Source organism: Pseudomonas borbori (genome assembly GCF_900115555.1).
GTDB classification, from domain to species: domain Bacteria; phylum Pseudomonadota; class Gammaproteobacteria; order Pseudomonadales; family Pseudomonadaceae; genus Aquipseudomonas; species Aquipseudomonas borbori.
Genome location: NZ_FOWX01000001.1, coordinates 272184 through 298140 on the forward strand (window position 1 = coordinate 272184; position 25957 = coordinate 298140).

Annotated in this window: 25 protein-coding genes and 1 pseudogene; 15 read left to right on the forward strand and 11 right to left on the reverse strand. The window is 65.1% G+C overall.

Annotated features, from left to right (window positions below; genetic code table 11):
• Positions 1 to 1623 (forward strand): NADP-dependent glyceraldehyde-3-phosphate dehydrogenase, encoded by a 1623-nt coding sequence (locus BM315_RS01150; protein ID WP_090496941.1) that lies wholly within the window; start codon positions 1 to 3, stop codon positions 1621 to 1623.
• Between the two features lie 10 nt (positions 1624 to 1633).
• Positions 1634 to 3160 carry a 2,3-bisphosphoglycerate-independent phosphoglycerate mutase gene (gene gpmI / locus BM315_RS01155; protein ID WP_090496943.1) on the forward strand — a complete coding sequence of 509 codons (1527 nt, stop codon included), beginning with the start codon at positions 1634 to 1636 and terminating at the stop codon, positions 3158 to 3160.
• A gap of 211 nt (positions 3161 to 3371) precedes the next feature.
• Here the strand turns inward: gpmI and BM315_RS01160 are convergent, their stop codons facing one another.
• Positions 3372 to 4232, reverse strand: coding sequence for a MurR/RpiR family transcriptional regulator (locus BM315_RS01160; protein WP_170862132.1), 861 nt, complete (start codon positions 4230 to 4232; stop codon positions 3372 to 3374).
• 180 nt (positions 4233 to 4412) lie between these two features.
• Here BM315_RS01160 and zwf point away from each other — a divergent pair, with 180 nt between their 5' ends.
• From zwf to BM315_RS01180, 4 genes are all read left to right on the forward strand, one after another.
• Positions 4413 to 5882, forward strand: a complete 1470-nt coding sequence (gene zwf, locus BM315_RS01165; RefSeq protein ID WP_090496946.1) for a glucose-6-phosphate dehydrogenase — start codon at positions 4413 to 4415, stop codon at positions 5880 to 5882.
• On the forward strand, positions 5869 to 6582 hold the full coding sequence (gene pgl / locus BM315_RS01170) for a 6-phosphogluconolactonase (protein ID WP_090496948.1): 714 nt from the start codon (positions 5869 to 5871) through the stop codon (positions 6580 to 6582). The genes zwf and pgl overlap by 14 nt, the downstream gene beginning before the upstream one ends.
• Before the next feature lie 19 nt (positions 6583 to 6601).
• Positions 6602 to 7273, forward strand: a complete 672-nt coding sequence (locus BM315_RS01175) for a bifunctional 4-hydroxy-2-oxoglutarate aldolase/2-dehydro-3-deoxy-phosphogluconate aldolase (protein WP_090496950.1) — start codon at positions 6602 to 6604, stop codon at positions 7271 to 7273.
• A gap of 137 nt (positions 7274 to 7410) precedes the next feature.
• On the forward strand, positions 7411 to 8274 hold the full coding sequence (locus tag BM315_RS01180; RefSeq protein WP_090496951.1) for an aldo/keto reductase: 864 nt from the start codon (positions 7411 to 7413) through the stop codon (positions 8272 to 8274).
• Between the two features lie 9 nt (positions 8275 to 8283).
• Here BM315_RS01180 and BM315_RS01185 read toward each other — a convergent pair whose 3' ends face one another.
• From BM315_RS01185 to cls, 3 genes are all read right to left on the reverse strand, one after another.
• Positions 8284 to 9234: a bile acid:sodium symporter gene (locus tag BM315_RS01185; protein ID WP_090496952.1), complete on the reverse strand. Its 951-nt coding sequence runs from the start codon at positions 9232 to 9234 to the stop codon at positions 8284 to 8286.
• A 115-nt stretch (positions 9235 to 9349) separates the two neighbouring features.
• On the reverse strand, positions 9350 to 10252 hold the full coding sequence (locus BM315_RS01190) for a hypothetical protein (RefSeq protein ID WP_090496954.1): 903 nt from the start codon (positions 10250 to 10252) through the stop codon (positions 9350 to 9352).
• Complete coding sequence (gene cls / locus BM315_RS01195) at positions 10249 to 11637, reverse strand: cardiolipin synthase (protein ID WP_244527230.1); 1389 nt, start codon at positions 11635 to 11637, stop codon at positions 10249 to 10251. The genes BM315_RS01190 and cls overlap by 4 nt, the downstream gene beginning before the upstream one ends.
• Before the next feature lie 155 nt (positions 11638 to 11792).
• Here cls and pgm point away from each other — a divergent pair, with 155 nt between their 5' ends.
• Positions 11793 to 13445, forward strand: a complete 1653-nt coding sequence (pgm, locus tag BM315_RS01200; RefSeq protein ID WP_090496956.1) for a phosphoglucomutase (alpha-D-glucose-1,6-bisphosphate-dependent) — start codon at positions 11793 to 11795, stop codon at positions 13443 to 13445.
• A gap of 299 nt (positions 13446 to 13744) precedes the next feature.
• A complete protein-coding gene (locus BM315_RS01205; protein ID WP_090496958.1) occupies positions 13745 to 13987 on the forward strand; it encodes a hypothetical protein in 243 nt (80 codons plus the stop codon).
• Between the two features lie 79 nt (positions 13988 to 14066).
• Here BM315_RS01205 and BM315_RS01210 read toward each other — a convergent pair whose 3' ends face one another.
• Positions 14067 to 14816, reverse strand: coding sequence for a TIGR01458 family HAD-type hydrolase (locus tag BM315_RS01210; protein ID WP_090496959.1), 750 nt, complete (start codon positions 14814 to 14816; stop codon positions 14067 to 14069).
• A 464-nt stretch (positions 14817 to 15280) separates the two neighbouring features.
• Between BM315_RS01210 and BM315_RS01215 the strand changes: the two genes are divergently transcribed.
• From BM315_RS01215 to BM315_RS01240, 6 genes are all read left to right on the forward strand, one after another.
• Positions 15281 to 16234 carry a DnaJ C-terminal domain-containing protein gene (locus BM315_RS01215; protein ID WP_090496961.1) on the forward strand — a complete coding sequence of 318 codons (954 nt, stop codon included), beginning with the start codon at positions 15281 to 15283 and terminating at the stop codon, positions 16232 to 16234.
• A 3-nt stretch (positions 16235 to 16237) separates the two neighbouring features.
• Entirely contained in the window at positions 16238 to 16543 is a 306-nt protein-coding gene (locus tag BM315_RS01220) for a chaperone modulator CbpM (RefSeq protein ID WP_090496963.1), read from the forward strand.
• Between the two features lie 227 nt (positions 16544 to 16770).
• On the forward strand, positions 16771 to 17934 hold the full coding sequence (gene arsB / locus BM315_RS01225) for an ACR3 family arsenite efflux transporter (RefSeq protein WP_090496965.1): 1164 nt from the start codon (positions 16771 to 16773) through the stop codon (positions 17932 to 17934).
• A complete protein-coding gene (locus tag BM315_RS01230) occupies positions 17931 to 19286 on the forward strand; it encodes a hypothetical protein (protein ID WP_090496967.1) in 1356 nt (451 codons plus the stop codon). Before arsB ends, BM315_RS01230 begins: the two co-directional genes overlap by 4 nt.
• A gap of 232 nt (positions 19287 to 19518) precedes the next feature.
• Complete coding sequence (locus BM315_RS01235) at positions 19519 to 20880, forward strand: permease (RefSeq protein WP_090496969.1); 1362 nt, start codon at positions 19519 to 19521, stop codon at positions 20878 to 20880.
• Positions 20881 to 20888: 8 nt separating this feature from the next.
• The gene (locus BM315_RS01240; protein WP_090496971.1) at positions 20889 to 21122 is read left to right on the forward strand and encodes a thioredoxin family protein; all 234 of its coding nucleotides are present in this window, start codon (positions 20889 to 20891) and stop codon (positions 21120 to 21122) included.
• Here the strand turns inward: BM315_RS01240 and arsJ are convergent.
• The 5 genes from arsJ to BM315_RS01265 form a co-directional block, all read right to left on the reverse strand.
• Entirely contained in the window at positions 21119 to 22348 is a 1230-nt protein-coding gene (gene arsJ, locus BM315_RS01245) for an organoarsenical effux MFS transporter ArsJ (protein ID WP_090496972.1), read from the reverse strand. The two genes, BM315_RS01240 and arsJ, sit on opposite strands and share 4 nt — an antisense overlap.
• A gap of 101 nt (positions 22349 to 22449) precedes the next feature.
• Positions 22450 to 23454 carry an ArsJ-associated glyceraldehyde-3-phosphate dehydrogenase gene (locus tag BM315_RS01250; protein ID WP_090496973.1) on the reverse strand — a complete coding sequence of 335 codons (1005 nt, stop codon included), beginning with the start codon at positions 23452 to 23454 and terminating at the stop codon, positions 22450 to 22452.
• A gap of 57 nt (positions 23455 to 23511) precedes the next feature.
• Positions 23512 to 24228: an arsenical resistance protein ArsH gene (arsH, locus tag BM315_RS01255; RefSeq protein ID WP_090496975.1), complete on the reverse strand. Its 717-nt coding sequence runs from the start codon at positions 24226 to 24228 to the stop codon at positions 23512 to 23514.
• Between the two features lie 25 nt (positions 24229 to 24253).
• The gene (locus BM315_RS01260) at positions 24254 to 24613 is read right to left on the reverse strand and encodes a metalloregulator ArsR/SmtB family transcription factor (protein ID WP_090496977.1); all 360 of its coding nucleotides are present in this window, start codon (positions 24611 to 24613) and stop codon (positions 24254 to 24256) included.
• Positions 24614 to 24621: 8 nt separating this feature from the next.
• Complete coding sequence (locus BM315_RS01265; protein ID WP_090496978.1) at positions 24622 to 25035, reverse strand: arsenate reductase ArsC; 414 nt, start codon at positions 25033 to 25035, stop codon at positions 24622 to 24624.
• A 149-nt stretch (positions 25036 to 25184) separates the two neighbouring features.
• Here BM315_RS01265 and BM315_RS01270 point away from each other — a divergent pair, with 149 nt between their 5' ends.
• Positions 25185 to 25538, forward strand: a complete 354-nt coding sequence (locus BM315_RS01270; RefSeq protein WP_090496980.1) for a winged helix-turn-helix domain-containing protein — start codon at positions 25185 to 25187, stop codon at positions 25536 to 25538.
• Between the two features lie 72 nt (positions 25539 to 25610).
• Here the strand turns inward: BM315_RS01270 and BM315_RS01275 are convergent.
• A pseudogene (locus BM315_RS01275) lies at positions 25611 to 25957 on the reverse strand (IS4 family transposase); the annotation flags it as partial.

Sequence of the window (25957 nt, forward strand, 5' to 3'; positions counted from 1 at the left end):
ATGACTACCAACCGCCTTGATAACCTGTTTCCGAGCCTGGCCGAGATTCCCGAGCAGTACCGTTTCGGCGCACCCATCGAGCAGCGCGACTACCTGGTCGATGGCCAGTTGCGCACCTGGGAGGGGCCGCTGGCCAGCGTACGCAGCCCGGTGTTCCTCAAGTCCGAGCAGGGCGAGCAGCAGGTAATCCTCGGCAGCACGCCGTTGCTCGACGCCGAGACTGCGCTGGTCGCTCTGGATGCCGCGGTGCGCGCTTATGCCAATGGCCAGGGCGCCTGGCCGAGCCTGCGCGTGGCCGAGCGCATCCAGCACGTCGAGACCTTCCTGGCACGCATGCGCGAGCAGCGCGAGCGGGTGGTCAAGCTGCTGATGTGGGAGATCGGCAAGAACCTCAAGGATTCGCAGAAGGAGTTCGACCGTACCTGCGACTACATCGTCGACACCATCGAGGCGCTCAAGGAGCTGGACCGCCGCTCCAGCCGCTTCGAGCTGGAGCAGGATACCCTCGGCCAGATTCGTCGCGTGCCGCTGGGCGTGACCCTGTGCATGGGGCCCTACAACTACCCGCTGAACGAGACCTTCACCACCCTGATCCCGGCGCTGATCATGGGCAACACCGTGGTGTTCAAACCGGCCAAGTTCGGCGTGCTGCTGATTCGTCCGCTGCTCGAGGCGTTCCGCGACAGCTTTCCGGCCGGGGTGATCAACGTGATCTACGGCAGCGGCCGGGAGACCGTCAGTGCGCTGATGGCCAGCGGCAAGATCGATGTGTTCGCCTTTATCGGCACCCACAAGGGCGCCAGCGACCTGAAGAAGCTGCACCCGCGCCCGCACCGGCTGCGCGCGGCCCTGGGCCTGGATGCGAAGAACCCGGGGATCGTCCTGCCCGAGGTCGACCTGGATAACGCGGTCAGCGAGGCGGTCACCGGCGCGCTGTCGTTCAATGGCCAGCGCTGCACGGCGCTGAAGATCCTGTTCGTGCATGAGGATGTGGTCGAGCGCTTTCTCGAGCAGTTCGCCGCCAAGGTCGCCGCGCTCAAGCCGGGCATGCCCTGGGAGGAGGGCGTGAGCCTGACGCCGCTGCCCGAGCCGGGCAAGGTCGAGTACCTCGGCGGCCTGCTGGCCGATGCGCTGGAGCAGGGCGCGCAGGTAGTGAACGCCGGCGGCGGCGAAAGCCGCGGATCGTTCTTCTACCCGGCGCTGCTCTACCCGGTGAACCCGGCCATGCGCATCTACCAGGAGGAGCAGTTCGGCCCGCTGGTACCGGTGGTGCCCTATCGCGACCTGCAGGCGGTGATCGACTACGTGCTCGATTCCGATTTCGGCCAGCAGCTGAGCATCTTCGGCAGCGACTCGGCCCAGGTAGGCCGGCTGGTCGACGCCTTCGCCAACCAGGTGGGGCGGATCAACATCAACGCCCAGTGCCAGCGCGGCCCGGACAGCTTCCCGTTCAACGGGCGCAAGAACTCGGCCGAGGGCACCCTGTCGGTGCATGACGCGCTGCGGGTGTTTTCCATCCGCACCCTGGTGGCGACCAAATTCCAGGAGAGCAACAAGGCGCTGGTCAGCGAGATCATTCGCAACCGCGAGTCGAGCTTCCTGACCACCGACTACATCTTCTGAGTGCGCATACATGACCACCCGAACCCTGATTATTCTGGATGGCGTCGGTTTGCGTCAGGAGGCCGAGGCCAATGCCCTGGCCGCGGCGCGCACGCCGACCCTGGACGGCCTGCTGCAGTGCTTTCCGCATAGCCGGATCGCCACTTCCGGGTTGGCCGTTGGCCTGCCCGAGGGGCAGATGGGCAACTCCGAAGTGGGCCACATGAACCTCGGCGCCGGCCGCGTGGTGTACCAGAACCTCACGCGTATCGACAAGGCCATCGCCAGCGGCGAGTTCGCCGCCAATCCGCCGTTGCTCGACCTGGTCGATGGCGCCCGGCGCCGCGGTGGCGCGGTGCACCTGCTCGGCCTGCTGTCGCCGGGCGGCGTGCACAGTCACAGCGAGCAGATACTCGCCGCCTGCCGGGTGCTGGCCGAGCGCGGTATCGAGCGGTTCTACGTGCACGCCTTTCTCGATGGTCGCGACACCCCGCCAAAGAGCGCGCAGGCCTCGCTCGACGCGCTGCAGGCGGAGCTGGCGGGGCTGGGGCGCGGACGTGTCGCCTCGCTGATCGGTCGCTACTACGCGATGGATCGCGACAACCGCTGGCAGCGGATCAAGGCGGCCTATCGGCTGATCGTCGAGGGCCGCGCCGAGTTTCATGCGGCCAGTCCCGGCGAGGCACTGGGTGCGGCCTACGCGCGCGGCGAGTCGGACGAATTCGTCCGTGCCAGCGCCATCGGCGAGCCGGTGCAGGTGGCGGAGGAGGACGCGCTGATCTTCATGAATTTCCGTCCCGACCGGGCGCGCCAGCTCTGCCAGGCCCTGGTCGACCCCGGGTTCGACGGCTTCGCCCGGGCGAAGCCGATCGACAAGCAGCGCCTGCTGACCCTGACCCGCTATTCGGACCGACTCGATGGGCCTTGCGCCTATGCGCCGCAGGCTATCGCCAACAGCCTGGGCGAGTACCTGGCGGCGCTGGGCAAGACCCAGCTGCGCATCGCCGAGACGGAGAAATATGCCCACGTCACCTTCTTCTTCAATGGTGGGCGCGAGCAGCCGTTTGCCGGCGAGCAGCGGATTCTGATCCCCTCGCCGAGCGTCGCGTCCTACGATCTGCAGCCACAGATGAGCGCCCCGCAGCTGACCGAGCAGCTGGTGCAGGCGATCCGCAGTCAGGCCTTCGACCTGATCGTGTGCAACTACGCCAACGGCGACATGGTCGGGCACACCGGCAACTTCGCCGCCGCGGTGCAGGCGGTCGAGGCGCTGGATGCCTGCCTGGCCGAGGTGGTCGAGGCGACTCTGGCGGCGGGCGGCGAGTGCCTGATCAGCGCCGATCACGGCAATGTCGAGCAGATGTGTGACGCCGCGTCGGGCCAGGTGCACACCGCGCACACCCTCAATCCGGTGCCGCTGATCCTGGTCAGCGGCCGCGCCGGGCAGTTCGCCCTGCGCGATGGCCGGCTGTGCGACATCGCCCCGACGCTGCTGGAGTTGATGGGCCTGCCGGTGCCGGCGGAGATGGATGGACGGTCGCTGCTGGTGGTCGGTTAGTTACCTGCCAGCCAGCTCGGTGACGTGCGTAGGGTGCGCCGTGCGCACCGCTGGGGCTTGTCGCTTGGTGCGCATGGTGCACCCTACGGGATGGTGGGCTTGTCGGTGGGGATGGGTAGGCAATCGCTGCATCGCAGTAAGGTGCACCGTGCGCACCGCTGGCGCTGGGTGCCTGGAGTGCATAACGCGCCCTGCGGGCTTTGATTCCGGGTCAGCTCGGTTCCTCGTCCAGCGGATAGCGGCTGGCGTTGAGGCTTTCCTTGATCTTGCGCAGGTGCGGCTGGAAGTCCACGCCGCGGCGCAGAGTCATGCCGGTGGCGAGTACGTCGAGCACGGTGAGCTGGATGATCCGCGAGGTCATCGGCATGTAGATGTCGGTGTCTTCCGGCAGCGGGATGTCCAGGCTCAGGGTGCTGGCCTGGGCCAGGGGCGAGCCGGCGGCGGTCAGGCCGAGTACCGAGGCGCCGTTTTCCCGGGCCAGGCGCGCCACCTCGACCAATTCGCGGGTGCGCCCGGTGTAGGAGATGATCACGAACAGGTCGCCGGTGTGGGCCACCGAGGCGAGCATGCGTTGCATCAGCACGTCGGCGTGGGCCGATACCGCCAGGTTGAAGCGGAAGAACTTGTGCTGTGCATCCAGTGCCACCGGGGCCGAGGCGCCGAGGCCGAAGAAGTGGATCTGCCGGGCCTGGATCAGTAGGTCGACCGCGCGGCTGATCAGCTGCGGATCGAGGGACTGGCAGGCGCTGTCCAATGAGGCGATGGCGCTGCCGAAGATCTTGCGGGTATAGGCTTCGGGGGCGTCGTCGGCTTCCACTGCGCGGCTGACATAGGCGGCGCCGCTGGCCAGGCTTTGCGCCAGCTGCATCTTCAGCTCGGGGTAGCCGCTGACGCCGAACGAACGGCAGAAGCGGTTGACCGTCGGTTCGCTGACCAGTGCGGCTTGGGCCAGGGCGGCGATACTCAGGCGGGTGGCTTGCTGCGGGTTGCGCAGAATCACCTCGGCGACTTTGCGCTCGGCCTTGTTCAGGCTGTCGAGTCGGCTCTGGATCTGCTCCAGAAGGTTGCGCACGCGGTCCATTGTCATTCCTTAGCCAGGGCTGAAATTGCTGGCCTATCGTACTGATGGGGCCAGGGAGCTACCATCGGAAAGTGTTTTTTAGCAAAATGTTGTTTTTATTACTACATCTGGCCTTGATAAAATCCCGGCTACAGGGTATTTCTAGCTTAACTTGATAAAAGAACAAACATCATGCCTTCGATAACCGTTGAATCCTGTACTTTTGCCTTGTTCGGCGCGCTGGGCGATCTGGCCCTGCGCAAACTGTTTCCGGCACTCTACCAACTCGACCGCGCGGGCCTGCTGCATGCCGATACGCGGATTTTCGCCCTGGCGCGCGAGAATGGCGAGGCGCAACAGCATCTGGCCTGCATCGGCGAGCACCTGCTGCGCCACGTGCCGGCCAACGAGGTCGACAAGGCGGTGCTGCAGCGCTTCCAGGCACGCCTCAGCTACCTGACCATGGACTTCCTCCAGGCCGATGACTACGACGCGCTGGCCGAGCAGGTTGGCAGTGGCGAACGGCTGATCGCCTATTTCGCCACGCCGGCTGCGGTCTACGGTGGCATCTGCGCCAACCTGGCGCGGGTCGGTCTGGCCGAGCGGGCGCGGGTGGTGCTGGAAAAGCCCATCGGCCATGATCTGGAGTCCTCGCGGGCGGTCAACGACGCGGTCGCGCAGTATTTCCCGGAAACCCGTATCTACCGCATCGACCATTACCTGGGCAAGGAGACGGTGCAGAACCTGATTGCCCTGCGTTTCGCCAACAGCCTGTTCGAAACCCAGTGGAACCAGAACCACATCTCCCACGTGGAAATCACCGTGGCGGAGAAGGTCGGCATCGAAGGCCGTTGGGGCTACTTCGACCAGGCCGGTCAGCTGCGCGACATGATCCAGAATCACCTGCTGCAACTGCTCTGCCTGATCGCCATGGACCCGCCCAGCGACCTGTCCGCCGACAGCATTCGCGACGAGAAGGTCAAGGTACTCAAGGCCCTGGCGCCGATGACCGGTGAGCAACTCAGCCAGCAGGTGGTGCGCGGCCAGTACGTGGCCGGCAGCAGCGATGGCAAGGCGGTGCCGGGTTATCTGGAAGAAGAGAATTCCAACACCCGCAGCGACACCGAAACCTTTGTCGCCCTGCGTGCGGACATTCGCAACTGGCGCTGGGCCGGTGTGCCGTTCTACCTGCGCACCGGCAAGCGCATGGCGGAGAAGATGTCGCAGATCGTCATCCACTTCAAAGCGCCGCCGCACTACATCTTCGACCCTGAGCAGCGCCAGCTGATCGGCAACAAACTGATCATCCGCCTGCAACCGGACGAGGGCATCGCCCTGCAGGTGATGACCAAGGATCAGGGCCTGGACAAGGGCATGCAGTTGCGCAGCGGCCCGCTGCAACTGAATTTTTCCGATACCTACCGCAGTGCCCGGGTGCCCGATGCCTACGAACGGCTGCTGCTGGAAGTGATGCGTGGCAACCAGAACCTGTTCGTGCGCAAGGATGAAATCGAACACGCCTGGCAGTGGTGCGATCAGCTGATCGCCGGCTGGAAGCGCCTGGGTGACTCGCCGAAACCCTATGCGGCCGGCACCTGGGGGCCGATGGGCTCGATTGCCCTGATCACCCGCGACGGGAGGTCCTGGTATGGCGATCTCTGATCTCGATTTACCGCTGGGCGTGGTGGCGCGCAGCCTGAGCAATCCGGCGCAACTGGCCAAGGCCCTGGCCCAGGCGGTTGGCGAGGCGCTGCGCGTGGCGATCGACAGCCATGGTGTCGCGACCCTGGTGGTTTCCGGCGGGCGCAGTCCGATCGCCTTCTTCGAACACCTGGCGCAGCAGTCACTGGACTGGGCGCAGGTAGTGATCAGCCTGGCGGACGAGCGCTGGGTGCCGGTCGCCCACCCCGACAGCAACGAAGGCCTGGTGCGCCGCCATTTGCTCCGGGGCCCGACTGCTGCGGCACGCTTTGTCGGCCTGTACCAGCCAGCTGCCAACCTGGAGCAAGCGGCGCTGCAAGCCGATCAGGCCCTGGCCGAGCTGCCGCCGATCGACGTGCTGGTACTGGGCATGGGCGATGACGGCCATACCGCTTCGCTGTTCCCCAATAGCCCGAATCTGCACGACGCCTTGCAGACCGACTGCCCGCGCCGCTGTCTGCCGATGCTGGCGCCCAGCGTGCCGCATCAGCGCCTGAGCATGACCTTGCCGTTACTGCGCTCGGCCCGTATGCCGCTGCTGGCCCTGCAGGGTCAAGGCAAGCTCGAGACCCTGGCCGCCGCCCTGGCTGCGGGCGAGGAGGCAAACATGCCGGTGCGCGCGCTCCTACATTCCCCCCTTGAGATTTACTGGTGCCCCTAGGGCCGAAGGACCAGCCGATATGACGACCAACGACAATCGCCAGCACACCCGCATGGCCGAAAAAATCGCCCAGATCGACAGCCTCTGCGCCCGTGCGCGGATCATGCCGGTGATTACCATTGCCCGCGAGGCGGACATCCTGCCGTTGGCCGATGCCCTGGCGGCCGGTGGCCTGAGCGTGCTGGAAATCACCCTGCGCTCGGCCCATGGCCTGACCGCCATTCGCCTGCTACGCGAGCAACGGCCCGAACTCTGCGTCGGCGCCGGCACCGTGCTCGACCTGCAGATGCTCGCCGCCGCCGAGGAGGCCGGTGCGCAGTTCATCGTCACCCCCGGCTCGACCGCCGAGCTGCTCAAGGCCAGCCTGGACAGCGAGGTGCCAATGCTGCCCGGCACCAGCAGCGCCTCGGACATCATGCTCGGCTATGCCCTCGGCTACCGCCGCTTCAAACTGTTCCCTGCGGAAGTCTGCGGCGGCACCGCGGCGCTCAAGGCTCTTGGTGGTCCCTTCGGCGATGTGCGGTTCTGCCCCACCGGCGGCATCAACCCCGACAACCTGCAGCGCTACATGGCCCTGCCCAACGTGATGTGCGTCGGCGGCACCTGGATGTTCGACAGCCAGTGGGTCAAGAACGGCGACTGGGCACGCATTCAGCAGTGCAGTGCCGAGGCCTTGCAACTGCTGGCCTGAGCCGCCGGCGCCCGAGCGTAGGGTGCGCCGTGCGCACCAATATAGGACGCGTCGCCTTCCTGCGATGGTGCGCGCGGCCTGGGCGGCACAGCACACCCTACGGGCGTTCGCCCGACTCCTTATTGGAATCCGCCAGCATGAATCAACCACCGATCGAGCAGCCCTTGCTGCTCGGCATGATGCGCCTGCTCGATTATCCCGAGTTGGCAACCCCGCAGGCCCTGCTGGGCTTTGTCGAACGCTGCGTCGAGCTGGGCTTGAATGCTTTCGATCACGCCAATATCTACGGCATGGGCCAGTGCGAAGCGCATTTCGGCGCGGCCTTGCGCCTGCGCCCGCAGTTGCGCGGCCAGCTGCAACTGATCAGCAAGGCCGATATCGTGCCGGCGGCGCTGGACAGCTCGCGCTGGAAGGTCAAGCACTACAACAGCGGGGCGGCCTACCTGACGCAGGCGGTCGATGATTCCCTGCAGCGCCTGGGTGTCGAGCGCCTGGATGGCTTTCTCATGCATCGTCCCGATCCGCTGCTGTGCGCCGACGAAGTAGTGCGCGCCCTGCAGGGCCTGGTCGAGAGCGGCAAGGTCGGCTGGCTCGGGTTGTCCAACGCCGCGCCGCTGCACTGGCAAAGCCTGGGCCGCGAGTTGCCGCTGCGCTGTAACCAGATCGAACTGTCGCTGCAGGCTCAGCAACCAGTCTGGGACGGTCAGTTGCAGGCCATGCAGGCCGACGGCTTGCAGGTCCTGGCCTGGTCGCCGCTGGCCGGCGGCGCTTTTCCTCCGGCCTTGCAGCAGGCCCTGGCCGAGGTGGCTGGGGTGTTACAGGCAACCCCCAACCAGGTTGCCCTGGCCTGGTTGCGCCGTTTGCCGGGCAGCCCGCGGCCGATCCTCGGCAGCCTGCGCTGGTCGCGGATCGAGGAGGCCTTGAGCGGCGCTGCGTTGCACCTGGACGCCCCGACCTGGTTTTACCTGGCCGAAGCGGCGCGCGGGCACAGGGTTCCCTGAGCGGATCTGCTAGCGGAACAGCCGGCGCGGCAGCCAGTTCAGATAGCCCAGCATGCCGAACAGTTCGACCAGCGACTGCACGACAATCACCACTGCCGCCACTTCCCAGCCGTGCGGCAGGCTCAGGGCAAAGGGCAGCACGACGAAGGAGTTGCGCGTGCCCAGGCTGAAGGCGAGGGTGCGACCGTGGCTGGCGGGCAGTCGCCAGGCCAGCGCCAGCAGCTTGGCGATCAGTGCCGCCAGCAGCAGGTAGGCGATAAACACCGGCACCAGCACCGGCAGCAGCTCCAGTGCATCCCGCACCGCCGCGACCTGGGCGCCGGCGATCAGCAACAACACCAGACCCAGCAGCGGCACCGGCCACCAGGCCAGGCGCTGGCGCAGGGCGTCGCGTTCGGCCCGCGCCGCGAACCAGCGCTCGCTGAGGGCGGCGAGCAGCAGGGGCAGCAGCACGACCAGCAGCGCCGGCAACAGATCCCCGGGCGCCAGTGCACTGGCCAGTTGCGCGTCCGCCAGCAGCCACAGATAGAGCGGCAGAAGCAGCAATTGCAGGAGCAGGTTGAGCGGCGTCACGGCCACCGCGCGCGGCACATCGCCGTGGCCCAGCTGGGTGAAGGTGATGAACCAGTCGGTGCAGGGCACCAGCAACACCAGCAGCACCCCGACACGTAGCACCGGATCATCCGGCAGCCAGTGCAGCAGGCCCCAGACCAGCACGGGGACCAGCAGGAAGTTGCCGACCAGCAAGGCGCTGATGAAGCGTCGATCGGCGCAGGCTTCACGCAGGTGCAGCAGCGGCACCTGCACGAAGGTCGCATAGAGCAACAGCAGCAGCGTCGGCCAGAGCAGGGCTTGCAGGGTCGCGGCGAGGCCCGGCCACCGGCTGCCGAGCAGCAGTCCGGCGATGATGGCCGTCAGGTAAACCCAGACTTGCCGGCGTTCCAGGGTCAGACGATTCAATGCGCTGCTTCCGTAGGTCCATGTGCGCGCGTGCAGCCAGCCGTCAGCCAGGCGCCCGCGGTTTGGCCGCGCATCATAGACGGGCTCTTGGGTTAAATCACGACGCCCCGGTCGCTTATTCGACAGTCGTGTCCGCCTGCTGACGGTGGATCTCCTGGCGTTTCATCGTCAGGTACTGTTCGCGCTCGAGTTCGTGCAGTTGCGTCGGGTATTGCTCGACAGCGCTGTGCCAGAGGTTCAGGCGTTTTTCCAGGCGCGCCGCTGGCGGCTCCGCCAGGGCGCTGAGGTAGGCCTCGATCGCCAGGTAGTAGCGCATGGTGTTGCGTTCGATCAGGCCGCGCATGCCGCCGATGTAGACGGGCTGGCCCGCGGCATCGCGGGCGACGATGCTGAAACCCACCTTGTTGCGCCCCAGGGTCGCCAGGTAGGCCTGCGTGGCCACGCGCGCCGCCATGCCGTAAGCATAGGAGTAGGACAGGTGCAGGAAGCTGCGCCGCTCATCGAGCGCCACCGCTTCGAGCTTGATGCGGTAGCGGCTGGTGCCCAGCGGTCCATCCTCGGCATCCAGCCGCACCTGGAGAAACTCGGGCGTAGCCGTGGCGACCCGGTAGGTGAATTCGAACGGATAGGCATCGGCCAGCGCCTGCTCGAACTTGCGGCCGATATGCAGGTGCAGAACCTCAGCAGACGGACTCGATGAGGCGCGGCAGCTTTTCACATTCAGGTGCAGGATGAGGATGTCGCACCAGTGCGTGCTGCCTTGCAACGCCGTGCCGACCAGGGCATAGGGCTGCTCGATCACGGCGTAGATATCGCCTTGCAAGGTGTCTTCTGTTTGCCGGGACTCGAGATGCAACGGGCGTTGGAACGGGGTGTCGCTCAGCTGTTCAGCCAGGGCGGCATGCCGGGCCTTGAGCGACTGCGGGTCCTGGGCGTAGGCCGGTGCCATGAGCAGCAGCGCCAACAACAGGGTTGCGCCTAGCCACTGCAAACCGCCTGCTGGCAGCGAACGCCTCATAGCCAGTACGCCCACAGGCGCCCGAGCAATTCCTTGATTCTCGCGTCGAGGGGGCGACGGCGCCATTGTTCGAGGGTGATCGGCTCCGATCTATCCCGGTCGGCGAGAAAGGCCGCGCGCATCTTGCCGCCGAAATCCGGGCCGAGCACCACCGCATTGACCTCCTGGTTGTGCAGAAAACTGCGCCAGTCGAGGTTGGTCGAGCCGACGGTCGACCAGACTCCGTCGATCACCGCGGTCTTCACGTGCAGCAAGGCATCGCGGCGCTGGTACAGCTTGACCCCGGCCCGCAGCAACTCGCCGTAATAGGCGCGGCCGGCATGCAGAACCAGCCAGGAATCGCTGCTGCCGGGCAGGATCAGCTGCACGTCGACGCCGCGCGCCGCCGCCTGCTTGAGCGCGTCGAGCAGCTGCGGGTCGGGCACGAAGTAGGCATTGGTCAGCCAGATCTCGCTTTGTGCGCTGCGCAGTGCCGAGATCAGGGTGACGTAGATCAGGCTGTAGGGATCGTCCGGCGAGCTGCCGACTGCGCGTACCACGTCGTTACCCTGGTGTTCGCTGAGCGGGAAGTAATCGCGTGGTGCGAGGGGGTTGCCTTGCTGCTTTTCCCAAGTATCGATGAACAGCTTTTGCAGCTCGCCGACCACCGGGCCCTCGAGCTGCAGGTGGGTGTCGCGCCAGGGCAGCGCCGCGCCGGGGCGTTGCTGCGACTGCTGGCTGAAGGAGCTGCCGGAATAGACGCTGCTGATGTTGACGCCACCGAGGAAGGCGATGCGCCCATCGATGATCAGCAGCTTGCGGTGGTCGCGCTGGTTCACCGTCCAGCCGGCCTTGGCGGTCAGCGGGTTGACCGGGTTGAACTCCAGCACCTGGATACCGACCGCGCTGAGGCGGGTGAAGAACTGGCCCGGGGTAGCACGGGTGCCGACGCTGTCGCGGATCAGGTTGACCTGCACACCGGCCAGCTGCTTGGCGATCAACGCATCGGCGAAGCGCTGGCCGACTTCGTCGTCTTCGAGAATGTAGGTTTCCAGGTTGATGTGGTCTTGAGCGGCGTCGATCGCATCGATCATCGCCCGATAGGTAGCGGGACCGTCCTGCAGCAGTTCGACCTTGTTGCCGGTGGTCAGGGGGCTGCCGACGATGGCTTCTTCGACTGCCAGGTGCAGGTCGAAGATATTGGTCTCGGCGCCGCGCGCCTGCAGCCGATCGAGAATGGCCTTGCTGCGCGTGGCCGAGAGTGGCCCATGGGGGCCGTCGAGCTGCACCGGCGGCGCATCGGGGCGCGCCATATCCGGCGTGAGAGTCGGCAACGAACTACAGGCGTTCAGCGCCAGAAACAGGATTGCCATGCTGGCCGGCAGCCACCAATCAGGCGCTTGCATCAGGCGTCCTCCCGGGGAGGCACGACAGCTGGCTTGCTGTCGAACCGTTGCATTGCCTGAATGTAGACGCAAACGGACTAACACGACGGCCTATTCAGTAGGCTGCTGGATGCCTGTTAGGCTATGGCTTTGTCCACACAGTCAGGGAGACTCGTTTGAACTCACGCATCCATCCATTGGCCGGCAAGCCGGCGCCCGCAGAGCTGCTGGTCGATATCGAACAACTGCTGGCCGCGTACTTCGATCTGCAGCCCGATCCGGGCGTGGCCGCGCAGCGTGTGGCCTTCGGCACCTCGGGGCATCGCGGCAGTTCATTGGCCGCCAGCTTCAACCAGTGGCACGTGCTCGCCATCAGTCAGGCGATCTGCGATTACCGCAACGCCCAGGGCATCGCTGGCCCGCTGTATATCGGCGCGGACAGCCATGCCCTGTCGCAACCGGCGCTGGACACCGCGCTGCAGGTGCTGGCCGCCAATGGCGTGCAGACGATGATTTCCGCTGGCGGCGAGTTCACCCCGACCCCGGCGATATCCCACGCCATTCTGGTGCACAACCGCGGCCGTAGCACCGGCCTGGCCGACGGTATCGTGATCACCCCGTCGCACAACCCGCCGGACAGCGGCGGCTTCAAATACAACCCGTGCAATGGCGGCCCGGCCGACAGCGACATCACCAACTGGGTGCAGAACCGCGCCAATGCCTTGCTCGAAGACGGCCTCAAGGCGGTCAAGCGTATGCCGCTGGCCCAGGCGCGCCAGGCAGCCAGCACCCATACGCACGATTACCTGGCGGCCTATGTCGGCGACCTGGGCAGCGTGATCGACTTTGACATTATTCGCGCAGCCGGCCTGCGCCTGGGCGTCGATCCGCTGGGTGGCGCGGGCGTGCATTACTGGTCGCGCATCGCCGAGCGCTACGGGCTCGATCTGCAGGTGGTCAGCCAGGTCATTGACCCGCAGTTCGCCTTCATGAGCCTGGACTGGGACGGCCAGATCCGCATGGATCCCTCGTCCAGCCATGCCATGCAACGGCTGATCGGCCTCAAGGATGGCTATGACATCGCCTTTGCCTGCGACACCGATTACGACCGCCACGGCATAGTCGCGCCCAGTGTCGGCCTGCTGCCGGCCAACCACTTTCTCAGCGTGGCCATCGATTACCTGTTCCAGCATCGCCCGCAGTGGAGCGCCAGCGCGGCGGTGGGCAAGACCCTGGTCAGCAGCGCCATGATCGATCGGGTCAGTGCGCGCCTCGGGCGGCCCCTGCTGGAAGTGCCGGTCGGCTTCAAGTGGTTTGCCGGCGGCCTGTTCGACGGCTCCCTGGGCTTCGCCGGTGAGGAAAGCGCCGGCGCCACCTTTCTGCGCCGCGATGGCAGCGTCTGGACCACCGACAAGGACGGCATGGTGCTGGCCCTGCTGGCGGCGGAAATGACCGCCAGTCGTGGTCGCGATCCCGGTGAACTGTATCGTGGCCTGACCGAGGAGTTCGGCGAGATAGTGGCCGACCGCATCGATGCGCCGGCCACCCCAGTGCAGAAGAAAGCCCTCAGCCAACTCACGCCTGGGCAGGTGCGCAGCACCCAGTTGGCCGGCGATACGATCACCCGGGTGCTCGACAAGGCGCCGGGCAACGGCGCGGCGATTGGCGGGATCAAGGTGGTCAGCGACGGTGGCTGGTTCGCCGCGCGGCCATCGGGCACCGAGGACATCTACAAGATCTACGCCGAGAGCTACCGCGACCAGGCCCACCTGCAGCGGATTCTCGGCGAGGCGCAGCAGATCGTCGATGTGGCGCTGACGGCGGGCTGAGTCAGGCCTCTGCAAGCACGGCTACGGGCTCCCGCTTGTAGCCTGGATAAGCCGGGGCGGGTGTGGTGTTCGCCACCAGCCTCGCCAGAATGCCCCGGCGAAGCCCAGGTGCAGGCCCTACTGGATAGGCCGAGAGCATGCAGGTTCGATTTGAAAAGCGACGACCTGCCTGTCGTGCCGGGCCAAGCGGTACTAGCCTATCCACAGACCTGTCAGCAAGGGAGCGCTGCGCGCATGAACATCATGAGGCTGTCAGGCGAGTTCAATGCCGCTAAGGCAGGCTGAAGTGGAGTACGCCAATGGCCAATCGTGAAAACCCCGAGATTTCCCTGGAAGTCCTGACGCTCGAACCTATCGCCGAGCCGGCCGTCGAGACGCCGACGTCCAAGGGGCGGGCCAAGTTCCAGATCGATACGCGCGGTGGCGGCGAACGTCGCAAGACTCAGGATCGGCGCGCCGAAATCCGTTTTCAGGAAGACCGCCGCAGTGGCACGAGTCGGCGTGTCGGCAGCAACCCCTGGGCGCCGGGCGCGGATCTCTGAGCGGCGCTGAAAAACGCTCGCCTACAGCTACCACCGCCAAGCGTTCGCCACCGAGATTGCGCGATATCTTTACAGCCTCTCAGCAGAAGTCGCGCACGGCTTCGGCCAGATCCTTGGCCAGCAGGGCGGTGGGCGCCTTGGTCTCGTCGCCGCAGCGGTATTTGCCGGTTTGTACCAGGCAAGCCTGTAACCCGGCGCGCTGCGCACCCAGCACATCGCTCTCGACATCGTCGCCGATCATCAAGGTCGCGTCTGCAGCCACACCGAGTTCGTCCAGGGCTGCGCGGAAAAACTCTGCCGAGGGTTTGCCGAGGATCAGCGCCTGGACCCCGGCGGCATACTCCAGGGCGCGGACGAAGGGGCCGGCGTCCAGGCGCAGGGCGCCGCGGCTGTGGAAATAGCGGTTGTCGCCCATGGCCAGCAGCGGCGCGCCGGCCAGCAGCAGGTGGAAGGCGCGCTCGAGATGGGCGTAGTCGAAGCGCTCCTCGGCGTCGCCGAGCACCACCGCATTGGGCGCGGGTTGCTCGAGCAGGTCGGCGAACTCCTCCTCCAGGTTGCGGTGGATCAGGCAGTAGGGGCGTAGTTCATGGGCCTCGAGGTAGTGGCGCATGGCGCGCGGCGCGCTATAGATCTGTTCGGGCTGCAGAGCGTAGCCCATGCCGCTCAGTTGCCGGTGGATCTCGGCGCCGGTCAGGCGCGAGGTGTTGGTCAGCAGGCGCAAGGGGTAGCCCTTGGCTTGCAGCGCCTTGACCGCTCCGACTGACCCCGGCAGGGGCTGGCCATCCTGGTAGAGCACTCCGCTGATATCGAGTAGCACGGCCTTTGGCATGGCTTGGCCCTCCGTGTGGTTGTCGCGTTGTGGCACCCGTTGGGTTCGCACCTGTCCAGCCAGAGCGTCATCCACGGGCTCGATGTGCCGAGCATAGCCAGCCCGGCACCCTCCCGCGCGTCCCGCTCGTCTCCCCGGCGCCGAGGAACGCACGCCGAGCCTGGTATGCGCTACGGCGCAGCCGCAGGGGGGCGTCGCTTAGGTTCGAGTTGTCCTGGATCATTATCGCTTACGGCTGCTCGGCTATATTCTGCGGTACCGAATACGGCAAGGTCTTGTCCCGGCACACTCAGGCAGTTGATGTCGTTATCCACGTCTACGGAGTCATGGCGATGCCCGCTCTGACGATCGCCGATCAGGTACCGACGGCCGGTGACATAGGGGCCTCTCTGCAAGCCCGCAAACGCTGGCGTTAGCGCAGATCGAGCAGGCTAAAGTCATCAATCAGCTGGGGAGGCGAGCCATTGGAATTCAAGGATTACTACCAGGTTCTCGGCCTGGACAAGAACGCCAGCGAGGCTGAAATCAAGAAGTCCTACCGCAAACTGGCGCGCAAATATCATCCGGATGTGAGCAAGGAGGCGGATGCCGAACTGCGCATGAAGGAGGTCAACGAGGCCTACGCGGTGCTCGGCGATCTGGAAAAACGCGCGGCCTACGATCAGCTCGGCGGCCGCTACCGGGACGGTCAGGAGTTCCAGCCGCCACCGAACTGGGACGCCGGTTTCGAGTTTTCCGGCGCTGGCTTCTCCGCTGCCGACATGGGCGACTTCAGCGAGTTTTTCGCCAATCTGTTCGGTCAGGCTGCTGCAGGCCAGGCAGGCCGCGGCGGACGTGCCGGGCCACGGCCAAGGCGCGGCGAGGATCACCATGCCAAGATCGTCATCGACCTGCGCGATGCCTATCAGGGCGCGCCGCGCACCGTCACCCTGCGTGCTGCGCGGACCGATGCCGAGGGCCGCGTGAGCATGCAGGAATACAGCCTCAGCGTGCAGATCCCCAAGGGCATCAAGGAGGGCCAGCACATCCGTTTGGCCGGCCAGGGCGGCCCGGGTAGCGGTGGTAGTGCCGCGGGGGATTTGTTCCTCGAGGTGCATTTCAAGCAGGATCCACACTACCGCGTGGACGGTCGCGATGTTTACCTGAGCTTGCCGGTAACGCCCTGGGAAGCTGCCCTGGGCGCCAGTGTCGAGGCGCCCACACCCTCCGGCAAGGTGCAGGTGAAAATCCCCGCCAATTCGCAAAGTGGCCGCAAATTGCGCCTCAAGGGCCGCGGCATTCCCGGCGAGCCGGCGGGCGATCTGTATCTGCTGCTGGAGATCGCGCTGCCGCCTGCCGACACTGACAAGGCGCGGCAGCTCTATGAAATGATGGCGCGGGAGATGGCCTTCAACCCGCGTCTGGCCATGGGAGTCTGAGCCATGCCACAGATTGAAATTGTCACCGGCGTTGTGCTGGATGAGGTCGCCCTCGACCTCGATGAGCTGGCCCGGGCCTGCTCGGTCGATGCCCTGTGGGTCGTTGAACGGGTCGAGGCGGGGCTGCTCTGCGAGGCAGCCCCGCAGCAGCGTTTCAGCAGTGCCGAATTGCTCCGCGCCCGGCGCCTGCTGGCGATCGAGCGGGATTTCGACGCCAACCCCGAACTGGCTGCCCTGGTGGTGGATTTGATCGAGGAAGTAGGGCGGCTCAAGGGCCGACTCAGGGCGGCGGGCATCGACGAAAAGTAGCAGCAGTTCGCCGCGCCGCGCAGTTCATCGAGTTGATCGGCGCATGGCGTGATATAACGCCGGCCGCAAGCATCCAGGCCGGTGCTGAATTCTAGTCACTGGGGAGTCAACATGAAGGCCGTTCACCTATGCGATCCCGCACCCTGCGCAGCGACCCCACTGCTCAAGCACGCGCCGATGGGCATCCACAACCTGCGTGCGCTGACGCAAAGAGAAGGGGTCTGGGCATGAGTGCCAGCCAGTCCATCGGTTTTTTCGAGCGCTACCTGTCGGTCTGGGTCGCGCTCTGTATCGTTGCCGGCGTTGGTCTGGGCAGCCTGTTGCCGCGCTTGTTCCAGACCATGGCCGGTTATGAATACGGCTCGGTCAATTTCATAGTCGCGGTGCTGATCTGGCTGATGGTCTACCCGATGATGGTGTCGGTGGACTTTTCCAGCCTCAAGCGTATTCATGAGCGGCCCAAGGGTCTGATCATCACCCTGGCGGTCAATTGGCTGATCAAGCCGTTCACCATGGCGGGCCTAGGGGTGTTGTTCTTCCATTATTTCTTCATCGGCCTGATCGATCCGGCCGATGCCAGCCAGTACATCGCCGGCTTGATCCTGCTCGGTGCCGCGCCCTGTACCGCCATGGTCTTCGTCTGGTCGCAACTGACCCGTGGCGATGCCACCTACACCCTGGCCCAGGTGGCGTTGAACGACGTGATCATGGTCTTCGCCTTCGCGCCCCTGGTCGCCTTGCTGCTCGGGGTCACCGACATCGCGGTGCCCTGGGCAACCTTGATCCTCTCGGTCGGGCTCTACGTGTTGATCCCGCTGCTGGCCGGCGTGTTCACCCGCCTCAAACTCAGTGCCGGCGCCCGTAGCGCGGTCGAGGCCGAACAGGCGGTCACTCGCTTCAATGCCCGGGTGAAACCCCTGTCGGTGCTCGGACTGTTGGGCACGGTGGTGCTGCTGTTCGGCTTTCAGGGGCAGATCATTCTCGACAAGCCGCTGCTGATTGCCCTGATTGCAGTGCCCTTGCTGATTCAGTCCTACGGCATTTTCGCCATCGCCTATGCGGCGGCACGGCTATGGAAAGTGCCCTTCAATGTGGCGGCGCCCTGCGCCCTGATCGGCACCTCGAATTTCTTCGAGCTGGCGGTGGCGGTGGCGATCGGTTTGTTCGGTCTCAACTCCGGCGCCGCCCTGGTCACCGTGGTCGGCGTACTGGTGGAGGTGCCGGTGATGTTGTCGTTGGTGGCTTTCGCCAACCGCACCCGGAGCTGGTTCCCGGCAGCGGCTCCAGGTTGCGTTGGGTCAACTGCATCTCGATCTGCAGAACCTCAAGCAGGGGAGCAGTTGCACCCCGCGGCACCTGTCAGCCCTCCAGCCCCGCGGGAATTGATATGAGCAAGCCGCTGCTACCCCCGTGTGCAAACGACACGACCTATCTCTCGACGGCTAGCGCTGCGGCAGCCCTGGCCGGGGTTTCGATCGAGACGCTGAACAGCCGCTGCTTCTGCATCAGCCTGGATGCCGCGGCGCTGCGCGATGCCCTGGAATCGACCCTGGGCCAGCCGGGGCTGTTCGAGCTGGTGCAACAGCGTTGCCCCTATCTGTTCGCGGCGTATCCGGTGTTTATCGCCCCGGCGCACTTGCAGCGCATGGCCGAGGTGATCCGCGCCGTCGACTCGGTGGTGGCGCTGCCGGCCTATCGCGAGCAGGTGCTGGCGCGTTCGCCGGCCATCGCGGCGCATGATCCGGGTGGCGCCAAGGGGGTGTTCTTCGGCTACGACTTTCATGTCACCGAAGGCGCTTTCGGCCTGATCGAGATCAACAGCAATGCCGGCGGGGCGATGCTCAACGCGGTGTTGGCGCGGGCGCAACGGGCCTGCTGCCCGGCCATCGAACAGCTGTTGCCGCCGGCACTGCGGGCCGAGACCCTGGAGGCCGGGGTCATCGTCATGTTCCGGCAGGAATGGGCCTTGGCCGGGCATACGCGGCCGCTACGCAGTATAGCCATCGTCGACGAGGCGCCCGAGCAGCAGTACCTCTATCCGGAGTTTCTGCTGTTTCAGCAGTTGTTTCAGCGCCATGGCCTGCAGGCGGTGATCGCCGACCCGGCCGAGTTGAGCTTGAAGGATGGTCTGCTCTGGCATGGCGAACTGGCCATCGACCTGGTCTACAACCGCCTGACCGACTTCGCCCTGGACGAGCCCGCCAATGCCACCCTGCGCCAGGCCTATCTGCAGCAGGCAACCGTGCTCACGCCGCACCCGCAGGCCCACGCCCTGTATGCCGACAAGCGCAACCTGGCGCTGCTCAGCGATGCCGATCAGCTACAGGCGCTCGGCGTGCCCGAGGAGATTCAGCAGCTGCTGCTGGCGGCCATTCCGCATACCGAGGTGGTCGGGCCGGCCAATGCCGAGCGCCTGTGGCGCCAGCGCAAGCGGCTGTTCTTCAAGCCCTGCGCCGGTTACGGCAGCCGCGCCGCCTACCGCGGCGACAAACTGACCCAGCGTGTGTGGCAGGAGATTCTCGCCGGCGATTACGTCGCCCAGGCCCTGGTGCTGCCGGGGCAACGGGTGATGGCCAGTAACACCCCGGCGTTGAAGTACGACCTGCGCGATTACGCCTACGACGGCGCGGTGCAATGGGTGGCGGCGCGCCTGTACCAGGGGCAGACCACCAACTTCCGCACCCCCGGCGGTGGCTTCGCGCCGGTCTATCCGGGACCGGATATGGGGGCGAGCCGTAGCTGATGTGGTCGATTTCATCCGTGCCTGGCGAAGGGTTGCCAACCTGCGCGAATCGCTGCAGCAGGCTGTGAGTTTCAGGGGCTGCTGCATGACTGGCGATTGACCTCGATCAATCTGGCGGTGTTGTCAAAGACTAGACTGAGACGCTATGCAAAGCCTCGTCTGCGGCTAACGCAGATACCTGCACAAGCCTGCGTGGTCGCCATACAGTTGCTGACTGCCAGGAACTCTGTTCATGCCCGACACCCCTGATACCGCGACTAACCAGGCATCCATGGCCCAGCATCTGCGCAGTTTCTGGCGCGGCCACCCTACAGAAGTCAAAGTGCTGCTGGGGAGCTGTGCAGGGTTTCTGCTGATTTTCTTTCTGCCCATGGGCCAGCCGCGCTTCGAGAATGCCGTGCTGGAAGGCCTGCGCCTGACCCAATGGTACGCCCGTGAACATGTGATTCTCTGCCTGCTGCCGGCCTTCGTGATTGCCGGGGCCATGGCGGCGTATATCAGCCAGGGCGCGGTAATGCGCCACCTCGGCCCACAGGCTCCGAAGCCGGTGGCCTTCGGCGTGGCTTCGATCGCCGGCACTCTGCTGGCGGTTTGTTCTTGCACCGTGCTGCCGCTGTTTGGCGGCATCTATAAACGCGGTGCTGGCCTGGGTGCGGCCATCGCCTTTCTCTATTCGGGGCCGGCGATCAACGTCATGGCCATAGTCGTTACTGCCAAGGTGCTGGGGGCCGAGCTGGGTATAGCCCGGGCGGTAGGCGCCATTCTGTTCTCCCTGGTGATTGGCGCCATCATGCACCTGCTGTATCGCCGTGAAGAGGCTGCGCGAGCGATCAAGGGTGCGCGTGGCTTCGCCGGTGAGGAAGAGGGGCATCCGCTGCGCGACGTGGTCGCACTGTTCAGCCTGATGATCGGCATTCTGGTATTCGCCAACTGGGCCCGTGCCGACAGCGCTGCCTGGATGGCCATTTATGCCTGGAAATGGCCGATCACCGCTTTGCTGGCCGCACTCCTGGGCTGGTTGCTGGTACGCCGCTGGCAATGGTCGGCCAAGCCGTTGCTTGCCACTGCCGCGCTGGTCGCTGCCGTGGCCGCATTCAGACCCGAGTGGCCGGAGTTGGCCATGGTTATCGGCATCGCCGGCCTGATGCTGCAGGCCAGCCGGGAGAATGCCGCGGGCCAGGAGTGGGTCGGCCAGAGTTGGGACTTCACCAAGCAGATTGTGCCGTTGCTGCTCGGTGGCGTGCTGATCGCCGGTATGTTGCTCGGTCGTCCCGGCCACGAGGGGCTGATCCCGAGTAACTGGGTGGTCTGGGCGGTGGGCGACAACAGCTTCGGCTCGACCCTGTTGGCGGCGGTACTCGGCGCCTTTATGTACTTCTCCACCCTGACCGAGGTACCTATAGTCGAGGGGCTGCTGGGCGCGGGAATGGGCAAGGGCCCGGCACTGGCGATCCTGCTGGCCGGCCCGGCCCTGTCACTGCCCAATATGCTGGTGATTCGCACCGTGCTGGGCACCGAGAAAACCCTGGTTTACTGCGCGCTGGTGGTGGTGATGGCCACCCTCAGCGGTAACCTCTACGGCCAACTGATGTGAGTGATGCGATGAAACTGACGATCTATGGTTCCGGCTGCGCCAAGTGCCAGCAATTGACCACCAATGCCGAGACCGCCGCGCGCCGGCTTGGCCTCAGGTTCGAGGTGGAAAAAGTCACCGACGTGAATGCCATTATCGATGCCGGCATCCTGCGCACCCCGGCCCTGGCCGTGGATGAAGACATCGTTGTCGAAGGCAAAGTACCCAGCAGCAACGAACTGGAGGCGCTGCTGGGTAGTTAAACGGCTGAATGAGGCGCCTGATGTCGCGGCAGGCCGATGGAAATCAAGGCGGCCAACAACACGAACGCCGAGGAAATCCACAGGCAGGCCTCCAGGCCATAAGCCTGATAGACCCAGCCGGAAAGCAGGGTGCCGAGCAGCCGGCCCATGGCGTTGGACATGTAGTAGAACCCCACGTCCAGCGACACGCCGTCTTCCTTGGCGTAGCTGACGATCAGGTAGCTGTGCAGCGAGGAGTTGACCGCGAACAGCGCACCGAACAGCAGCAGCCCGCCGAGCAATACCCCGTGCGCCGACAAGTCGCTATACAAACCCAGGGCAATGGCCGCCGGTAGCCCCGCCAGCAGCGCCGCCCAGACGCAGGCGGCGCGGCCATCGGGCACCTGGCCGCGGGCCTTGCCGGTAAGCGCCGGGGCAAAGGACTGGACGATGCCATAGCCGATCACCCAGGCCGCGAGAAAGCCGCCGACCATCCAGAAATCCCAGCCGAACACGCTGGACAGGTACACCGGCAGCGCCACCACGAACCAGACATCGCGGGCGCCGAACAGGAACAGGCGCGCGGCGGAGAGGATGTTGATCGCCCGGCTCTTCGACAGGATGTCGCGAAACCGCGGTTTGGCCTTGGCCTTGCCCAGATCCTTCTTCAGCAGCAACAGGCTGGCCAGCCAGATCAGCGCCAGCAGCGCAGCCATCAGCATTAGCGCTCCGCGAAAACCGAGCAGGGCGAGCAGGGCACCGCCGAGGAAAAAGCCCACGCCCTTGAGCGCATTCTTCGAGCCGGTGAGGAGCGCCACCCACTTGTACAGCGTGCCCTGCTGGCTGTCCGGCACCAGCAGCTTGATCGAGCTCTTGGCGCTCATCTTGTTCAGGTCTTTGGCGATGCCCGACAGCGCCTGCGCGCCCATCACCCAGGGGATGCTCAGCCAGGCGGCCGGTACCGTGAGCATCAGCAAGGCGGCCACCTGCAGGCCCAGGCCGATATTCATGGTGCGATTGAGGCCCAGGCGGGCGCCCAGGTAGCCGCCGACCAGGTTGGTGATCACACCGAAGATTTCATAGAACAGAAACAGTGCGGCGATCTGCAGCGGCGTGTAACCCAGGCTGTGGAAATGCAGCACCACCAGCATGCGCAGGGCGCCGTCGGTGAGGGTGAAGGCCCAGTAGTTGCCGGTCACCAGCAGGTATTGGCGGACTCCGGGCGAGAGCGTGGAGAGGGCAGGCATGGTGTTATCCAGTGAGCGGGCTTCGGGTCGTAGGGTGCGCCGTGCGCACCATGTTGCGGGTGCGGCGCACCCTACGAGGCGGGCATGGCCCGGCCTGGGTATCAGCCCGCCAAACCGACCAGCCGCGCCAGTTCCACGGTGCGGTTGGCGTAGGCCCATTCGTTGTCGTACCAGGCGTACAGCTTGACCTGGGTACCGTTGATCACCATGGTGGAGAGCGCATCGATGATCGAGGAGCGCGGGTCACTGCGGTAGTCGATCGACACCAGCGGACGCTCCTCGTAACCGAGGATGCCCTTCAGCGGGCCATCGGCCGCGGCCTTGAGCAACTGGTTGACCTCGTCCACCGTGGTGGCGCGCTCGACTTCGAACACGCAATCGGTCAGCGAGGCGTTGGCCAGCGGCACGCGCACGGCATGGCCGTTCAGGCGGCCCCTGAGGTCGGGGAAGATCTCGGCAATCGCGGTGGCCGAACCGGTGCTGGTGGGGATCAGACTCATGCCCGCAGCACGGGCGCGGCGCAGGTCCTTGTGCGGCTGGTCGAGGATGCTCTGGGTGTTGGTCAGGTCGTGGATGGTGGTGATCGAACCGTGGCGGATGCCCAGGTGCTGGTGGATCACCTTGACCACCGGCGCCAGGCAGTTGGTGGTGCAGGAGGCGGCGGTGACGATGCGGTGCAGGGCCGGGTCGAACAGGTCCTGGTTGACGCCCATGACGATATTCAGCGCGCCGGCTTCCTTCACCGGGGCGCTGACCACCACACGCTTGACCCCCTGCTCCAGGTAACCCGAAAGTACCGCGACCGTTTTCATCTTGCCGCTGGCCTCGATCACCAGGTCGCAGCCCGACCAGTCGGTGTCGGCGATGGCCTTGTTGGCGCTGACCCTGACCCGCTTGCCGTCGATCAGGATGCAGTCGCCCGCGCTGCTCGCCTCATGCTGCCAGCGGCCGTGCACCGAGTCGAAATTCAGCAGGTGGGCATGGGTCGCCGCGTCGCCGGCCGGATCGTTGATCTGCACGAACTCGAACTCCGGCCAGCCCCAGGCGGCGCGTAGTGCCAGGCGGCCGATGCGGCCGAAACCGTTGATGCCTACTTTGATGGTCATGATGGCCTCCTTATGCAGTGAATTTGACGATGCGATGAATTTGACTGCGCAATCAATTTAAAGAGCGCGCTGGTTGACGCGCCTGGACAAGGCTTCGGCGGATTCCTTGCGCTCGGAATAGCGGTCCACCAGGTAATCCTGGCGCTCGCGCAGCAGCAGGGTGAACTTGACCAGCTCTTCCATCACGTCCACCAGCCGGTCATAGAAAGATGACGGTTTCATCCGCCCTTCGGCGTCGAACTCGAGAAAGGCCTTGGGCACCGAGGACTGGTTGGGGATGGTGAACATGCGCATCCAGCGGCCCAGCACACGCAACTGGTTGACCACGTTGAACGACTGCGAGCCGCCGCACACCTGCAGCACCGCCAGGGTCTTGCCCTGGGTCGGGCGTAGCGCGCCGATGGCCAGCGGTACCCAGTCGATCTGCGCCTTGAATACCGCGCTCATCGAGCCGTGGCGCTCCGGCGAACACCACACCTGACCTTCCGACCACTGCATCAGTTCGCGCAGTTCCTGCACCTTGGGATGGCTGTCCGGTGCGTCATCCGGCAGGGGCAAGCCGGATGGGTCGAACACTCGCGTCTCGGCACCGAAGCGTTGCAGCAGGCGCGCCGCTTCTTCAACCAGCAGGCGGCTGAACGAGCGCTCGCGGTTTGAGCCGTAGAGCAGCAGGATGCGCGGCGGGTGGCCGAGCGCCGGCTGGCAGCCGAGTCTTTCCAGGGTCGGCAGTTCGACCAACTGGTCATCCAGATTGGGCAGGTGATCGTGATCCATCAATTCACTCCAGTGGCGTGGCGTTTCAGCAGCAGGCGGCGGCGAGGCGTGCGGGCCGCTCGCCCATGCCGTCGAGGCGCTTGGCGTCGGGGCTGAGCCAGTGCCGGTTGGCGCCCAGGGTGGCGTCCAGCACGGCAGTCACCCAGTGCGGCAGGTTGGGGTGCAGGCGGTAATACACCCATTGGCCCTGGCGTCGATCCGCCAGCAGCCCGCAGGTGCGCAATTGCGCCAGGTGACGGGAGACCTTGGGCTGGCTTTCGCCCAGCGCGCAGGTCAGCTCGCAGACGCACAGCTCTTGCTCGGCCGTGATCAACAGCATCAGGCGTACCCGGGTTTCGTCGGCCAGGCATTTGAAGACGCTGGTCGGGGTCAGCTGTTCTGCCATTGCGCTGCTCATCGTTTGGTTTTTACCAACACGAACATCTTGATCCGTTCATGGATCTCATGCAGGCAGTGGCGGAAGGCGTCCGGTTTGTCGCTGGTCACCGGATCGGCGAAATTCCAGGTGAGCTGCTCGCCGCTGAACTCGAGGTGCTGGCATTCCTGGGCCGATTTATCGCACAGGCTGATGACGTATTCGAATTCATCGCCGCGCACTTCGTCGAGCGACTTGCTGCGCAAATCCTGGGTGTCGACGCCCAGGTGCTGCAAGGCATCGAGGGTGCGCGGGTCGACTGCAGTGGGTGCGCTGCCAGCGCTGAAGGCGGCGAAGTTATCCGGATCGGTATGCCTGAGCAACGCCTCGGCCAGTTGCGAGCGGGCGGCATTGGCGACGCAGACGAACAGCACGCGGGTTTGGTAGGCCATTGCAGGGTCTCATTTTATATATGGCTGGCCGAATATACGTCTTATCGTATGCATCGTAAAGCCGGGCGGGCATGCGCCAGGGTGTTCGCCTGGGCAGGTATAGTGCTGGCTGTGAGCGCTTTCTCCCCACCATTGAATGCAAGAACCCTATGCACAGACTCGACCTGAAGATTCGCCTGCATTGTGGCGCCGATATCGCCATCGGCCCCGGCAAGGCCGACTTGCTCGAAGCCATCCGGCAAACCGGCTCGATCAGCGCGGCCGCGCGCAGTTTGGGCATGTCCTACCGGCGTGCCTGGCTGTTGGTCGAAACCATGAACCGCTGTTTCAAGGAACCCCTGGTGACCACCCTGGCGGGCGGACGCCATGGCGGTGGCACCCAATTGACGGAGGTGGGCGTGCACGTGCTGCGGCGCTACCGTGATCTCTGTGACCAGGCCCTGGCCGCCGTGCAGGATGGCCTGGATGATCTGGGCGCCTTGTTGGCCGATCCCACCCGCTAACCAGTTGGGACGGTGGTGTGTCTGGAGCCAGGGGGGGAACAAAAAAAGGCGGCCAGTGGCCGCTAATGCCAGTCAGTTAAGCTGACTGGCATTTTTCTTTCTGATCGGATACTTCGAGGATTTGAGCCTGATCGCCCGGGGATAAACACGCTCTTCTCGTCGATGCGGCAGGACATTGTGCAAGGCTGAAGCATGAAGCTCGGCCAGGTACTTGGGTATGTTCCCGGAGCGGTCCGCGGAAACGCTGTTGATAAAACCTAAAATCGCCCAGGTACACGCGGTAAAGCTCATTTCGCACGGGTAAATACCTGGGCAATGGCGGCTCATCTCCACCATCTGATAGCGCAGCAGGTTGTAGCCCAATAACACGCCCCACAGTTCCTGCTCGATCATCTCGGGCGTCTTGCTGCGTAACGTGT